The following is a 14,871-nucleotide window of genomic DNA, read 5'->3' on the forward strand; positions in this document are numbered from 1 at the left end:
GACGTTTTCAACCCTGGGGTGCCTGTTCCGCCCGCAGGCACGTGCCCAGGATTGGGAGCGATACAGAACTCGAGGCAGGTCGATCCCACAGAAGGAAGAATTCTATGCACATAATCGCCAGAAGCGCACTCGAGACGATCAACGAAGCCGTTGTCGGCGGGAGCGTCCACAACCTGGGTGTCGTCAAGATATTCAGCCAACACCCTCAGTTGGCGCAATTCATTCCTGCTTCCAGCAATTTGGCGATCAGCTGGGTCAGGTTGGAGTGCGGTGAGGTGCTGGCGGTGCACAAGCACCCGGAGCCCAGTCTGATCCTGATCTGCGAGGGTTCCGGACGAACGATGGGCGGTGCTGAGCAGGAGGTCGGTGCCGGAGACATGATCCTCGTCCCCGGCGACTCCTGGCACGGCTTCGAAGGAACCCGGGACGGTTTCTGGGCGCTCTCGATCCAGTTCAACGGCAAGGCACTCTACGAGGACGCCGCGAAGCCCAACGCGGTGTTTGCAGGCGAGGTACCGAATCGGGCGGCTGTGCTCCTGGCGGACAACGAGAAGTACCTGCAGCAATTTGGTACCAGCAGCCTGTTGCGGCTGATCGATGACCCCTCGTTCGACGACCCCCACGTTCGGGAACGGCTTCTCGACTGCCAGCAGACCTGGTCGGACGTGTTTCAGGACCTGCTGCACCTGCGTGTCGCGATGACTACCGATACGGCGCACAAGCAGGTGGCGCTCGACCATCTGGTCGAGGAACTGGGCCATAACGACAACCTGCGCAACCAACGGGGATCAGCGCACGCGCCGGTCACCGATGAGACGTTCGTATCGACAATGGAGTGGTTCAGGCATCAAATGCTGTACCGGAGCGACATGGTGCGCACTCTGCTGATGCATGTGGTGCTTGAAGGTAGTGGCGAAATCTGGCACCGGGAAGCGGCGCGAGCGTTTCCGGCAATTCCGCACTTCCAAGAACACGGAGAAGACGACGGCCAGCACGTGAGTATGGGGATCGATCTGCTCGATCGCGCAACGCCGGCCGAGATTCGAGAACTCCGCGAAGCACTCGCCGAGGGATGGAAGATGATCACGCAATTGTGCGACAGAATCGCGTCGATCGCCCTGGCCGACACGGCGGTCCCCACGTACTCCACATGCTGAGCGTCCTCAGGAAAGTCGTCTGGTTCGAGGTTCCCAAACCCCGAGCTCGACTCGACCCTGTGCCCGACGCCTCGCACCTTGCCAGATGGCAGCGGTGGTGTGACGCGGCGCAGCGGGACAGCGTGAACGCGCCCCGAGGCGAGCGGCTGAGCAGAGACGTCTTCGGCGGACTTCGTCGTGACATCATGCTCGGGCTCGTGGCCATCGCGGTCAATGCAGGATGCGCCTTTGGTGCTGCGATCACGCTGAAATCGCTGATCCAGCACCTCGTCACCGGCGATTCAGCACTCACGACGAACCTCACGCTTGGTATCACCTGCATCGTGCTGACCTACTTGGCGTGGCTTGCATTGAATCACACCTTCATGCAAGCCGACGTGGTAGGCATCGGAGCCCGCACATACATCGAACAAAGGCTGCTGCACAAGAAACGCAGCATTGCCCCTTCCGACCAACCGGCCGACCTGGTCACGCTTCTGGACCGGGAGGCAGCACGCGTCGAAAATGCTTGGTCGGGATTTATTTTCATCATTCTGGCACTCGCAACCATCACCTTTACCTCCGCGTACTTCTTCGTGGCGTTGGGACTGAGCGCTCTGGCGGCACTGTCGGTGATTCTCGCCAGTTCCGCGGTGATCTACTGGAACGCCAAACAATTGAATGCCGCGCACGCTGCACTGTCGCTGACGGCGGCAGATCGCATCGAAGTCGGCATGTTTTCGCTGAACAATCGCCTGCTCGCGTGGCTCAAGAACTGGAACGACGAACTATTTCGGCGCTATGCCGACAAGCGAGATGGCGAGGAGCGCGCGCTCCTGAAAGCGGCGCGCCTCATCGCGCGGATCAACCTCATATCGACACTCACTCCGATCGTTGCCATGCTTGCCGCGGTGTTTACCCAGCTGGCCCACGTTGGTTACGTCGATCCAGCAGGCCTGTTGTCCACAATGGCGCTGGTCGGAGGCTTGAAATCCGTCGCCAACAATATCCCCTTCATTGTTCAGAGTCTGTCCCAGGGGATCGTCGGGCACACCAACGTTGCGAAGTATCTATCCAGTCCGCACTCGCTCGACACCGATGCGACCGCAACGCGCCTACCGGCAACAACGGCGAAGCACATCGCCGTCGTCGGCGCCGCAGGCAGTGGCAAGACATCCGTTCTGAAAATCGGTGCACGCCACAGCAGCCAGGTGAACAGCAAAACGTTCTTCGTACCGGATGAACCGTGGATATTCCCTGGCGGGCTCTACGAGAATTTGTGTCTCTATCGAAGCGAATTCACCGACGACGAGGCCCGTCGAGCCTTGACACTGTCCCGACTTCCCGGAACCTTCTACGGCGACTACCTCTCGAGCAAGTCACGCGACCGGACCGAGGGCTGGAACGTGTCCCGCGGGCAAGGGAAGCGGCTGGAACTGGCACGGGCAATATTGGCCGAACCGAAGTTCGTTTACCTGGATCAGCCCACAGCAGGGCTGGACGACGACCTGGCGAATGGGCTGTTGGCCTCCCTCCTGCGCGGGCCGTGGCACGACACTACGGTCATTTATGCAACGGACAAGCCGGATGAAAAAGATGCTGCAGACGAGATATGGGTAGTGGCCGGAGGTGAAGTCGTGGAGGTGATGCGAAACCTCACACCAGGTGCGGCGAATCCTGCTCGAGAACGCACAAGGCATCTCGCTCGAGAGGATCGGTCGGTCGCTCGCCGTCCCGAGGGCGTGGACCGAGCGGAGTTCTCGACTTCGTCACGCCGCAGTCTGATGAGCCTGGGCGTCGCGAAGGTCGCGGTTGTCGCATGCGTCCTGTTTGCGTGCCGCGACGTTCTGACGATTGTCGGCGACTACACAGCTGCCAGCGGAATTTCGACCACGAATGCACGGACAGCAGCGACAACCCTCATCGCCGCACTGTCCGCCGGGGCCCTCCTGTCGATTTTCACCTCCCTGTTCATAGTCAAACGCAGCATCGTGGCGGCATCCCGAAAATGCCGGAATTACTTCTCGACCGTCATGAGTCCAAAGCCCTCCAGGACGGCCTTCGACGAGTTCGATCAGGACTATCAGAGCAAACTGACTTGGGATCAACGACGTATCGACGAGCTTCTGCCAGAAGTACTTCTGAATACGCTGGGTGCGGTTACATTGCTGCTCACGACCGCCGCGTTCGTATTGAGCAAGAACATTTTCGTCCTGCTGCCCCTTGTCGGGATGTGCTTCGCCTACTGGCACAGTTCGAAGCGATCGGGAAGGCGACTGCAGGACTTCAACGATAGAGAGATCGGTACGACGTCGACCGTGTTGGAGCGGGTCGAGGCCATTACCTGGAGCTCAGCGAGATTCGACTTGGCACGCGACAACTCGGCCCTCGTCAATTGGCTGAACAAGAGTTTGATGAATCGCGCCTTCGCTTCGATGGACAATGCGGGCGCGCGCCGCTGGTTCAATTACAAGCTCGATTTGATGGGTGTGCTCTTCCTGTCGGTCGTCGTCGGTTCAACCGTGTTTGTCCAGGCCGGCGGCGGACCCGGCCTCAGCGGTGTTCTCGCGCTCAGTCTCTCGTACAGCCTCATCGCTGTTTTCGCCCGAGTGGGCCGTTGTCTGGTGGACCTCAGACAGGTTCTCGACAGCGCGGATCGTCTCCTCACGCCTCCGACCGGCCCGGGGCCGTGCTGGACCGGCTCAGCAGTTGAAGACGCAGCGCTCGTATCGTTTTCGGAGGTAACGTACATCGCGCCGCACACCGGGGCGGTGCTACTGGAAGAGCTTTCCGAGTCCTTTGCCAGCCGAGACGTCGTGGTCGTCATGGGCCCGAGCGGGGTCGGTAAGTCGACATTTGCGAAGCTGGTTGTGGGCAGTCTGCAGCCGACAACAGGCGTCCTCTCGACATTGGGCCGGACGACGGGATACGTCTCGAATTCCCACGCCGAAGACATCCTCCTCCTGACGTCGAGTCCGATCTTCAAGCCAGGCAGATTGATCGAACACTTCAACAGCCCGTTACCGCTCGAATTGGCTCGCGTCGTCGACTATCTCGACGTGGCAGACGTCGTCGGGCGACTACCGTCCGGATTCGACGAGCCCGTCCCTGCCACGGGTCAGTTGAATCTGAGCAAGACGGAACTGCAGCGGCTGGCGCTCCTCGACCTGTTGATCAATCGCCCGGCGGTCGCAATTCTCGACGAAGCGACTTCCGAGTTGAGTACAACAGCGGAGCTCTCGATATTGCAGGCCGTGATCTCTGCCTTGCCGGACACGCTCTTCTTCATCATCACGCACAATCCCGGGCTGACCGAACTTGCCAACCGAGTCTTCCACTTCAACGGCGAGCGACGCCTCCTCGAGAATTCCGGCCAGTCGCACACGACAGCCGATCGGAAGTGGAATGGAAAGGAGGAAGACCATGGAATGGCTGCCCCAACGCGATGCGTTCTGTAAAAGTCACAACGTTCCACGGCCACAACTTCCGCTGAGGAACATCGCGCACTGGAACGCGGTACTCCAGGGCAGCGTGAGCAGCAATGACGCCCTGCATCACGAGCGAGCGTACGTCGCACCCGGATACTTCTACATGCCCGTGTGCGACGAGCCCGACGATCGGACATTGGCGGAGTTGTCGAGCCTGGCGTCAACCGCCGACTGGTTGTTGGTCCCCTCCCTTCGCAGATCCGATCGCCGTCGGCGCGCCGACGTCATTGCAGTTCCATTCATGAAGGCGGCATTCTTCCGGTCTTCGCGAAGTGTGGACCTCGCCCTGCGAACCGCGGTAGGACCCAGCCAATACAAATCAATCGTCAGGCTCACGAGGAAGGCCGAAGCGGCGTGCACAACCGAGATACACCGTCTCTCGGACGTGGCAGAAGACAATCGGGTCCTGCGCGATTTCGCCTGCCTTCAGGCCTTGAATGTGGCCAAGTACGGACACGCCAAGAACCTCTATACGAGCGATGTGCTGCGTATGCTGGCACGCTCGTCCGAAGGTGAGAAATACTTCGTGAAGCTGGACTACGACAAGTATTCGAATACTCCGTTGGCCGGATCACTGAGCTACGCCGACGATCACCGTGGTGTATTTACGAAAATCGTTCGGGGACTGGACCATGACCGAATTCCGCGTGGGTTGAATCTGTATATCGCCGACTACTACCAAATGTATCGTTTCGCGGATCGGCTGGGTTTCGCGGACGTCTGTCTCGGCCGAGGCGCCATCGACGCGAAGGTCCGGGTGGGCGCAATTCACATTGTCGACCTGGACAACTGGCTGATTCCGGTCAACACACAGCGTATAACTGCGATGCAGGACTACGCGAGATCGCGACATGGAGACTGAGATGATCAGCGAAATAGCCTGGTCAGATGGAAGATGCGTGCGATTCGACGAGGTGATTCTGTCACCTGCCACCCATGGGTTGTCGTATGCCACGTCGGTGTTCGACGGTATCCGCACGTACGGCGGCAGCATCTTCAAATGCGACGACCACATAGCGAGGTTGCGGCGGTCCGCCGAGTTGTTCGGGCACACCGTGCACTATTCGAATGCGGACTTGGCCGACGCCTGCCACGAATTGGTGAGGGCCAACGATCTGGCCGATGCGTACATCAAGTGCTTGGTCTTCTATGACGACACCGATGTGAGTTTCAAGGCGCAGGGCTCTTCCAGCAAGGTGGTCCTGTTTGCCCTGCCCTTTCCTTCGAATTCGGCCGCGGAGCAATATCGGCTCTCGACGGCAACGTGGCGGCGTGCACCCGCCTCGTGCCACCCGTATCAGGCGAAAACGTCGTCTACCTATGCGTTGAGCTACTTGAGCCACCGCGGGCGGGCCGACGGCTACGATGATGTGCTCTTCCTCTCGACAGCCGACGCTGTGTGCGAGTCGAGCGGCTCGAACGTGTTCTTCGTCAAGGGAAACGCATTGTTCACGCCGACTGCCGAATTGGCCCTCGACGGGATTACCCGAAGGGTGATAATCGATGAACTGTGTCCGCGACTGAAGCTCTCGGTAACGGAACGCGACATCGCCTACGGCGAGATCGGATCGTTCGACGCCGCATTTCTGTGCGGGACTGCGATCGAAATCATGGAGGTTTCCGGCATCGACGAGATCCGGTATGCGAAGTCCGCAGTGGTCGATGCGATTGCAACCGAGTATCAGCACTTGACCAACGGCCGGTCCGCGATCCGATGACGACCGAGCAAGGTGGGTCATCCTTCCCCCCAGGGTTCCTAGTTTCACGGCCGTCGGCCCGGGATAGTACTGGAAGGTGAAAGTCCATTTCGCCGAACGATATTCCATCCAGTGGGGTCTTCTGAATGAAACTGCTCATTCTCCATCGCGTTCCGTATTCCTTCATCGAATACCATCGTGTAATCGATCATGGAATTCACGATGTCGTCTACGTGGGCTCGAGCGCGCAACTTGCGACCGTGCCGCCCGACCTTCCTTGCACGAGGGTTGAACGCCCGGGTCGAGCAGGTCTGGCCGAGGAAGTTCGCACCCTGTTCTCCCCCGACGATGCCTTCGACCGAGTCATCAGCGTCTCCCAGTACGAGATGATGGAGGCAGCGCAGATAAGACGGAGCCTCGGAATAGAAGGAGTATCACCGGAGCAGGTCCATATCGTGAACGACAAGGTAGCGATGAAAGCCGCAGTCGCAGGATGCGGACTTCGCGTGCCCAGATTTGTTCGCTGCGATGAGGCGCTCACCGCTTCGTCCGCCGATGTCACTCCCTGGGCTGGGAAGACGGTGCTCAAACCACTCGATGGAACCGCCAGCAAGGATGTTTTCGTTTTCGCCACCTACGCTGACGCCGGCACTGCGATTCTCAACCACCCTACGGGTCTGGAGGACTGGGATCCGGAACGCTTCCAGCTCGAAGAATATGTGGAGGGGCCGATCTTCCACTTCGATGGCGTGATGCTTGCCGGTGCGCCGGTGGCGATCGTCGCCAGCAGATATCTGGGCACTTGCCTCGAGTTTGCCCAGGGAGTTCCGCAGGGATCGATTCAAGTCGACGACGACGGTGGGCGTTGCAAGGTAGCGGTCGAGTACCTTCGGGCCGTGGGTATCGACAATGGCCCATTCCATCTCGAAATGATCGAGGCCGCAGATGGAATGGTTTTCCTGGAGGTCGGGGCCCGCCCTGGCGGCGGACATATCAAGGAGACATTCCGGCTTGCCACAGGCATCGACTTGGTCGCGGCCGGTTTGGCCTGCAACCTCGATTGGTCACCTCTCGAAATCAATCCACTGAAACGGTGGTTCGAAAGTACGGCGAGCAGTACGGTCTACGGGGATTTCATGTTCCCGGGTCACCTGCTTCCGTCGCGGTACTGCGCGATATCGGGTGGAGAACGGTTTCAGGCCCACCCAGACGTTGTTCGATGGAAGGAGCTGGATGCGGGCGCTTCTCTTCCGGAGACCGTGAGCTATTTCGATTTCGAATTGCCCGTCAGCGGCATCGTCGCCGGCCGGTCGAGCTCTGAAGTGACCTCACTCATTCGCGAAATCCTGACGACCGTGCAAGTCGTACCGATTGAGCAGCCCACGCAATGCCCCACACCTGGCTGACCGGGCAGAACGTGAATCTGCCCGGTCAGTGCGGGAGCGGGCTGTCAGCTGTTGTCAATTTATCTAAAGCTATCTATCAGATTCTCGTATTTGTCTGTTCACCGCGAATTGGTGACGCTGCGAAATACGTGGGTTGTCGGTCATTGGGTGCGCAAGGTCGCCGCCCGGAAGGTGCAGCAGCGACGGCGGAGATGGTGGAAGCTGCATTGCGGGGTGTCGGGCTCGGCAGGGCACGAGGGTCGTCGGCCGATCAGGAAAGCTGCTGCGGGAGACCCGCTTTAGATGACATGTATTGTGTCTGCGGATGATCGCGATCCGAGCCGCGAGAAGCAGGGTCCGGTGCGCGCCCGGATGCTCGACGGCATACCCGTGGCCGGCTCACGGTGGTGCAGACGCAGACGGTGTGGCGAGGTTGATCGACCCGGTTCGCCGGTGGCGTTGGATCGGACGGTACTTGTCGGTGGTCGGCGTTACAGTCGAGGTGCCGCGAGAGGTAAGGCGGCACATCGGTGTTGGGGGTTGATAGATGACGTCAGGGCGGTGGGGAGGGGGGTAACCGACGACGTGTCCGGTGACCGGATCGGCCTCGACGACGCCGACACCCGGGTGGGGTGGCTGCTCGACCTGATCGCGGCGGCCGGCGCCGAGTTGACCTCACGGCTGTGGCAGCCGGTCATGTTCGACGTGCTCGCGGCCGGGGTGGACCGGCAGGATCGCAGGCTGCCCGCGCAGGGGCATGTCACCGCCACCCGCCTCGGCTGGAACCCGCACTACCCGGACGGAATCTACGTGCCGTCGCGGGTGAGCAGGGTGGTGACGGCGCAGGTGATGGCGTCCCTGCGGACCCTCGCCTACCGGGACACCGCGATCACGGCGCTGTCTGAGCGGTTCGACCCGGCCACCGGCCGAATAGCCCCGCCCACCGCCGCCGCGGACTGGGTGCCGGCGGGTTTCGCCCGGGGTGTGCGGCGTCAGCTCGTCGCCCGTGCCCGCTGCACCGACGGGGCGCAGTCGGCGCGGTTGCGGATCACCGACGTCCAGGGACCACCGCAGGTCGCCGCCACGGCCCGACTCTCTGCCGCGGATCGGCAGCTCGCGCAGATCACCGCGGCCGGGCGTGAGTTGGTGTTGACGGTGAAGCTGCCGACCTGCTCGGCCCCGGCGGGGCGGGCGCAGTGGCGGCGGGTCCGGCCGACCGCGGCCATCCCCGCACACCTGCACGGCCGGGCGATCACCGACTGGCATCTGCCGACCCTCGTCCTCGACCGCCGGGGTCTGTTGTTGCGGTGCGCCGCGACCGACTCGTCTCCGCCGCCGATCTGATGGCCAGCACGGTCGCGGTCGGGGTCGACTGGTCCCCGTCCACACTCGGCGCCGCCGCCATCACCGCTGACGGCCCGGCCGGGTTGTCGTCGGATTACCGGGGCTGGACGTACGACGACCGCGGCCTCGGAATCAAACTGGCCCGCCTACAGACCGAAGGCCAGATGCTGCACCGCAAGGCGGCCCGGTTGACGCGGCTGGCCGTCGCCGCCGAACCCGAGGTCCGCGCCCAACTCGAGGGGAAGATCGCCGTCCTCAACGAGCATCGGACTGCGGTGGGCGTCAAACGGGGCAAGATCAACCGGGAACTGGGATTCCACTTCGCCCGCCAGGTCACCGACTACGCCGCCACCGCGGGTGCGCAGGTGATCGCGGTCGAGGACCTCACCACCCTCGAGACCCGCGGACACGGACGAGTCAAACAACAACCGGGCCGCGCAGTCCGCCCGCCGTAAAGCGACCGCCGCCCTCACGCACACCGCCGCGGGTGTGGGTGTCGCGGTGGTCACGGTGCCCGCCCGCGGATCCTCGGCACAGTGTCCGGGGTGCGACGAACCGCTCACCCGCCCCGGCGGTATCACACCGCGTGGTGTTCCCGCTGCCTGGTCGGCGGCAACCGCGACCAGATTGCCGGGGTGAACCTGGCCAAACGCGCGCTGCTCGGTAGAAACAAGGTGACCCGGCGGCGGGGGCAGCTGCCCGCGGTCCGGGTCGCCGAGCACGCGCCAGTCCGAAAGTCCCGGGACAAGACCAGTCCGACACCGCGTCGGCCGCGGCATCGCCGGGTCCGCCGCAGCCTCCGCACCGTGACACCGCGGGCGGGGGTGACTCCGACTTAGCATGTTCCTGCACCCGAAGCGTCGGTGTGGGACACGGTCCAACCCACACCACCACACGGTGATGCGGGTAGCCGTGACACACGTACATGTCAACCATCAGCCACACCAGTGGCAGATAGTACGAGATCTACGTAGACGCTCGTCTCCACCCGAATCCGAGCCTGCGCCTCAGCCAACCGGCGCTCGGCGTCCACGAGATCAGTGCCGACCGCGACTATGACACCTTGACGATCCGCAGAGGACCGCAGCGGACCGAGGTGTTGCCCTGGTTCGAGAGAACACTGCAACCGGATGACCCCCTCGGCCTGACGCGCGGCTTCGATGCCCTGCACGCGTTCGATCACCACATTCTCGTAACCAAAGAATGCGACGCAGCCTGCACCGCGCCCGGGTGCTCGCGATTGCGGCGGCAGCCCGGCAAGATGACAGATCGACTCCCGGACCAGATCGCGACCCATCGCACGGTGCACCAGCTCCCAAATGAAATCGCCTCCAGGACGGGTATTGCCCTCGATGATCCGTGGCCCGGCCGAACCGATACGCACTTCGGTATGAGCCGGCCCGAAGGAATGACCGATCGAACTGAGGAAATCGGTGACGAGACCGCGGAGCTCGGCAAGGGCCGATGCCGCGAGCACGGCCGGCATCAGATGACCGGTTTCGATATACCGTGGCGGGCCGGTGGTGGTTTTTGCGGTCACCGCGATGATGTCGTGCCGGCCATCCGTGGTGAAGGATTCGACGCTGTATTCGGGGCCGTCGATGAACTCTTCGACGAGCGTCGGCCCGGGGTACTCGCCGCGAGAGCAGGCGAATGCGGATTCGACCTGGTCAAGGCTGGAGACGCGAAGAACACCGGAGCTGCCGGCGCCTTCAGCCGGCTTGACGATGATCGGGCCGCCCACTGACCGAAGAAAGCTCCGTACCTCGGAGGCCGAATCGCAGCTTCGGGTCAGCACAGCTCCGAGATCACGGCCGGCCAGGTGCTCGCGCATGGCGATCTTGTCGCGGGTCAACCGGACGGCTTCCCGCGCATTGCCCTTGATGCCCAATGCCTCTTTGATCACGGCGGCCGGCATGAGGCCGTGCTCGGTGAATGACACGACGGCATCGACGGGTTCAACCTCGTGCAGCTCCTGCGCCATGCTGAGCGCCTCTGCCTGGTTGCGGTAGTCGAATACGCACAGCCGGTGGGCACGCCTGGCCTGCCGCGCGGTGACCGATTCGGAATTCTGAAACACAGACAGCTCGACCGGTAGATCTTCGATCCTTCGGAAAGTCTCGTCATGTCCGCCGACGATCAAAATGTGAGCCATGCCGACCCAGCTCCTCGAGGTCCGCTGATTCCCGGAGGTCGCGCTCGTCCGGCCGGTCTCACTTCCGGCCCTCGATTGCGCTGAAGCCGCAGGGCAGGAGCGTACTGCCGGTGAGTTCGAGGCCTGCGCGCTCGTATAGGCGCGCGTAGTCCTGAATCGTGCGCTCCCGGCCGCCCGTCATGACCAGCATGGCGACGTCCACCACATTTCCCCAGACGTATCCGCCGTCCCCGCTGATCACCCGCTCCAGGACCAGGATCCTGCCGCCGGGCTCGAGTGCGTTCGCGCAATTGGTGAGGACGCGTACCGAGTCGTCGTCGTTCATCGTGTGAAGAACGCTCTTGAGCAGGTGGACGTCGCCCCCGCCAGGCACCTCTGTGAAACCGTCGCCGGGCACAATGCCACACCGCTCATCGACGCCATATTCCCGCAAGGTGTGACCGGCCCTGGCCAGCGAGAACTCCAGATCGTAAATCGTGCCCCGCAGATGATCGTATTTGCGCAACAGCTGGGCGGTCACGATGCCGTAGCCACCGCCGACATCGACGACGTGCCGATTGTCCGTGAAATCGATCGCTTCCGCGGTCTCGAGACCGGCGCGGATCGAGATCTCGTGCCAGCCCAGATGGAAGCGCTGGGCGGAGTCGGGGTGCTCGGCCAGGTAGTCGAAGAGGGATTTGCCGAAGAACTGGCCGAATCCTGTTTGTCCCGTACGTGCGCATTGGAGCAGCTCGCTCCAGGCCAGGTACGTTTCTGCGCCGGCAAAGAGCTCCACCTCGCTTGCGATCGATTCCGGATTGTCCCTGCGCAAGAATTCGGCTCGCGGCGTGAGTGCGCATCTGTCCTGCTCGTCCACGGAGAAGATCCCCGCGCTCATGAGTAGGCGGAGGATCCGCTTCAGCGCATCGGGATCAGTGCCGCTTCGTTGGGCGAGGTCGGCAAGCGCCATTGGGCCCGCCGCCAGCAGATCGGCGAGCTCCAGCTCGACGGCTACGAACAAGCAGCTGGATATGTTGTAGCCATGAACCATTTCTTTGACACAGAGACGGTCGGGCTTGTCACGGAAGTCGAAATACATTGTGCGCCTTCGAATAGGTCGTGGAGTACAGCAATACGTGGAACTCCCGGACTGCCGTTCAACCAGCGTGAGGTTTTACCGCAACGCGCGATAGATACCCAGGGGCTGGCAACCATTCACCCCCCGCCCGCACCGACGTAGGTTCAGGTGGTAGTCGCAGGGTCCGACTCCGACCCCAGATTTCGCACCAGCCAACGCCCGTCGACGAGATGCATGAGGACCGGGCACACGTACCGGGGATCGTTCGGCTGCCACAGACCGCCCTCCAGCGCCGAGGCGTCGAGTACGTAGAGCGCCTCGACCCCGGGGCGACCATCCTGGTGGCTGAACCGATTCCCCACGTCGCCGGATCTGGCAGCATCGCCCCGAACGACCGCACATGCACGCGCTCGAAATGCACCCACAGCGGATGATCCGGCGGCCCGGCAAGGGCCGCCTCAACCGCCTCACCATCCCACCGTCAACAGTCATCTGATAGTGGTTGCACGCACCCACTTCTGCGCCAGTACCGCCCGGAAGTCGGGATCCACGTTCGGCCATACCGACAGCAGATCCCCGTCCACACACACCGGCATCAGGAATGCCCACGCCGCATTCACCAGATCTGTATGCCCGAGAAACCGCACCAGTTCGGCCGGACCCACCGCACGAAGCTGCCGGTACGTCTGCCGCACCTCGGGCGGCAACGAGTCGATCTGCTCGTCGGTCAGCTGCGGAAGCCGGACGCACGCGTCGAGAACTACCCGACAGGCAGCCACGGTTGCCCTGCCCCTCGATCAGCGGGTCGAGACGAAGCCGTCAGCGGCGTCGCCGGGGTCTGGGGTTTCCTCGTGCGCCATCTCCTCGAACACCTGACCGCGTCGCGCGCTCGTGTTGTCGAAAGGCCAGCACGTCCGCCAACTCCACCCGCCGGTGCCTGCCCGGCGACGAGTACGGAATCTTCCCGGCCTCCAGCAAGCGCACCAACGTCGGCCGGGTAATGCCCAGCAGTTCCGCGGCCTCCTGCGCCGTCAACACCGTCCGATGCGGCTCCACCGTCACCGCCTGCCCCCGATCCAGAGCCGTGACCGCGTCGACGAGCAGCCCCCGGACACTGTCCGGCAACGGCGCCGAACCCTCCGGAGTCGAGATCGTCACATCATCCTGACCAGCGATAACATACTTCAACGCGGTGAGAAGGCCCCGATCGTCGGCGCCCGGCGGCAACACCGTGTGGTTCATCAGAGCGACCATATCTCGACCATAAAGCGAAAAAAACGAACACACTCTCCTGCGCAGCAGACGAGGTAGCTCTCAGCCCAGCCCGTCGAGGAATGCCTCGACCACTTTCCGGTACTGCTCCGGCTGGTCGTCGTGGACGAGGTGCCCGGCCCGCTCGATGCGGACGTACTCGGCGCCGGGATGCCGCTCCGCCATGGTCCGCATCTGACCGTCTGGGGTGATCGTGAACTCCCCCTCGATCAGCAGGGCCGGAACCGTGATCGATGCCCACTGGTCCCAGAAGTGCCTGCCACCCCACTCCTCGGAGATGTCGCGGAACGTGTCGACGTCCCCGTGCAGGTACCAGCCGTCGGCGCGCTTCTCGAACGAGTCCAGGAAGTACTGTCCGGCAACCGGACCGAAGAACTCGAACAGGTCTTCCCGGGTCGCGAACGGCTGCGGCCAGTTCGAGATCATCGCCGCCCAGTCCGCGGCGGTCCGGCCCCGGAAGTCGGGGGCCATGTCTTCGAGCACGAGCGCCGATACCTTCTCGGGGTGTTCGGCCGCCAGGCACCACGCGTGCAGGGCGCCCATCGAGTGCCCGATCACCACCCACGGCTCGGTGAAGGGCGCGACCGCGGCGGCCAGGTCTTCCACGAACGCTTCCGTCGTCAACCGCGACGGTGCGGGCCTGCCGTGACCTGCGGCGTCGAACGTGAAGACGTGGCCGTGCTCGCGCAACCACGGCACGTGCCGGCCCCACGTCCGGGCGCTGCCCATCAGCCCGTGCAACAGCAGAATCGGCTGTCCCGTCCCACCCTCGTCGTGCAACGCACTCTCACCCACCACCCCTCCGACGCTAGCGGAGTAATCTCGCCCGCATGGCAGTGGTGAAGATCAACGCAATCGAAATCCCCGAGGGTGCGGGCCCCGAACTCGAGAAGCGCTTCGCAGCGCGCGCGCACGCCGTGGAGAACTCCCCCGGCTTCCTCGGATTCCAGCTTCTGCGCCCCGTCAAGGGCGAGAACCGCTACTTCGTCGTCACCCAGTGGGAGAGCGAAGAGGCATTCGCGGCGTGGCGCGACGGTCCGGCCCGGGAAGCACACGCGGGTGAGCAGAAGAAGCCGGTGGCGTCCGGAGCTTCGCTGCTCGAGTTCGAGGTCGTTCTCGACGTCGCGGCAGCGAACAAGGGCTGAGAGACGGGGCCGAGCGGGAGGATTGACACGACGGCCCGCCGGGTGCAAAAGTTCGCAGGACAAAGCGATGGTTCGGCAGGAATCCGGTGCAATCCCGGAGCGGTCGCGCCACTGTAAATCGGAGTAGTCCTTCACGGGAGCCACCTCGACAGCCAGATACTGCGGCCATCGCCTGGACCTAGGGGACGCGAA

Annotated in this window: 12 protein-coding genes, 1 pseudogene and 1 riboswitch; of the genes and pseudogenes, 7 read left to right on the forward strand and 6 right to left on the reverse strand. The window is 62.9% G+C overall.

Annotated features, from left to right (window positions below):
* Positions 1-104: 104 nt before the first annotated feature.
* From GO592_RS27440 to GO592_RS44710, 6 genes and pseudogenes are all read left to right on the forward strand, one after another.
* Positions 105-1,157, forward strand: a complete 1,053-nt coding sequence (locus tag GO592_RS27440) for a cupin domain-containing protein (RefSeq protein ID WP_007301522.1) — start codon at positions 105-107, stop codon at positions 1,155-1,157.
* Positions 1,151-4,594 carry an ATP-binding cassette domain-containing protein gene (locus GO592_RS27445; protein ID WP_007301521.1) on the forward strand — a complete coding sequence of 1,148 codons (3,444 nt, stop codon included), beginning with the start codon at positions 1,151-1,153 and terminating at the stop codon, positions 4,592-4,594. Before GO592_RS27440 ends, GO592_RS27445 begins: the two co-directional genes overlap by 7 nt.
* Complete coding sequence (locus GO592_RS27450; protein WP_039953103.1) at positions 4,560-5,486, forward strand: hypothetical protein; 927 nt, start codon at positions 4,560-4,562, stop codon at positions 5,484-5,486. Before GO592_RS27445 ends, GO592_RS27450 begins: the two co-directional genes overlap by 35 nt.
* 37 nt (positions 5,487-5,523) lie before the next feature.
* Positions 5,524-6,342, forward strand: coding sequence for an aminotransferase class IV (locus GO592_RS27455; protein ID WP_007301519.1), 819 nt, complete (start codon positions 5,524-5,526; stop codon positions 6,340-6,342).
* Positions 6,343-6,467: 125 nt separating this feature from the next.
* Positions 6,468-7,727: an ATP-grasp domain-containing protein gene (locus tag GO592_RS27460; RefSeq protein ID WP_007301518.1), complete on the forward strand. Its 1,260-nt coding sequence runs from the start codon at positions 6,468-6,470 to the stop codon at positions 7,725-7,727.
* A 351-nt stretch (positions 7,728-8,078) separates the two neighbouring features.
* Positions 8,079-10,024 (forward strand): annotated as a pseudogene (locus GO592_RS44710) (transposase).
* Here the strand turns inward: GO592_RS44710 and GO592_RS27475 are convergent.
* From GO592_RS27475 to GO592_RS27500, 6 genes are all read right to left on the reverse strand, one after another.
* A complete protein-coding gene (locus GO592_RS27475) occupies positions 9,979-11,205 on the reverse strand; it encodes an ATP-grasp domain-containing protein (RefSeq protein WP_007301517.1) in 1,227 nt (408 codons plus the stop codon). The pseudogene GO592_RS44710 and the gene GO592_RS27475 overlap by 46 nt on opposite strands.
* Positions 11,206-11,263: 58 nt before the next feature.
* Positions 11,264-12,283, reverse strand: a complete 1,020-nt coding sequence (locus tag GO592_RS27480) for a methyltransferase (RefSeq protein ID WP_007301516.1) — start codon at positions 12,281-12,283, stop codon at positions 11,264-11,266.
* Between the two features lie 143 nt (positions 12,284-12,426).
* The gene (locus tag GO592_RS27485; RefSeq protein ID WP_237720662.1) at positions 12,427-12,624 is read right to left on the reverse strand and encodes a hypothetical protein; all 198 of its coding nucleotides are present in this window, start codon (positions 12,622-12,624) and stop codon (positions 12,427-12,429) included.
* Positions 12,625-12,750: 126 nt separating this feature from the next.
* Positions 12,751-13,041, reverse strand: coding sequence for a hypothetical protein (locus GO592_RS27490; RefSeq protein WP_050998726.1), 291 nt, complete (start codon positions 13,039-13,041; stop codon positions 12,751-12,753).
* 40 nt (positions 13,042-13,081) lie between these two features.
* Positions 13,082-13,504 carry a helix-turn-helix domain-containing protein gene (locus tag GO592_RS27495; protein WP_237720661.1) on the reverse strand — a complete coding sequence of 141 codons (423 nt, stop codon included), beginning with the start codon at positions 13,502-13,504 and terminating at the stop codon, positions 13,082-13,084.
* Between the two features lie 72 nt (positions 13,505-13,576).
* On the reverse strand, positions 13,577-14,332 hold the full coding sequence (locus GO592_RS27500; RefSeq protein ID WP_007301514.1) for an alpha/beta fold hydrolase: 756 nt from the start codon (positions 14,330-14,332) through the stop codon (positions 13,577-13,579).
* A 32-nt stretch (positions 14,333-14,364) separates the two neighbouring features.
* Between GO592_RS27500 and GO592_RS27505 the strand changes: the two genes are divergently transcribed.
* Positions 14,365-14,679: an antibiotic biosynthesis monooxygenase family protein gene (locus GO592_RS27505; protein ID WP_005262175.1), complete on the forward strand. Its 315-nt coding sequence runs from the start codon at positions 14,365-14,367 to the stop codon at positions 14,677-14,679.
* 51 nt (positions 14,680-14,730) lie between these two features.
* A riboswitch (cobalamin riboswitch) is annotated at positions 14,731-14,863 on the forward strand.
* Positions 14,864-14,871: the final 8 nt, after the last annotated feature.

This window comes from Rhodococcus sp. 21391 (assembly GCF_016772255.1).
GTDB lineage: Bacteria > Actinomycetota > Actinomycetes > Mycobacteriales > Mycobacteriaceae > Rhodococcus_F > Rhodococcus_F opacus.

Bases quoted from the DNA above. Each gene is read 5' to 3' on its own strand.
- GO592_RS27440 (WP_007301522.1), top strand. From the start codon at position 105: ATGCACATAATCGCCAGAAGCGCACTCGAGACGATCAACGAAGCCGTT.
- GO592_RS27445 (WP_007301521.1), top strand. From the start codon at position 1,151: ATGCTGAGCGTCCTCAGGAAAGTCGTCTGGTTCGAGGTTCCCAAACCC.
- GO592_RS27450 (WP_039953103.1), top strand. From the start codon at position 4,560: ATGGAATGGCTGCCCCAACGCGATGCGTTCTGTAAAAGTCACAACGTT.
- GO592_RS27460 (WP_007301518.1), top strand. From the start codon at position 6,468: ATGAAACTGCTCATTCTCCATCGCGTTCCGTATTCCTTCATCGAATAC.
- GO592_RS27475 (WP_007301517.1), bottom strand. From the start codon at position 11,205: ATGGCTCACATTTTGATCGTCGGCGGACATGACGAGACTTTCCGAAGG.
- GO592_RS27480 (WP_007301516.1), bottom strand. From the start codon at position 12,283: ATGTATTTCGACTTCCGTGACAAGCCCGACCGTCTCTGTGTCAAAGAA.
- GO592_RS27495 (WP_237720661.1), bottom strand. From the start codon at position 13,504: ATGAACCACACGGTGTTGCCGCCGGGCGCCGACGATCGGGGCCTTCTC.
- GO592_RS27505 (WP_005262175.1), top strand. From the start codon at position 14,365: ATGGCAGTGGTGAAGATCAACGCAATCGAAATCCCCGAGGGTGCGGGC.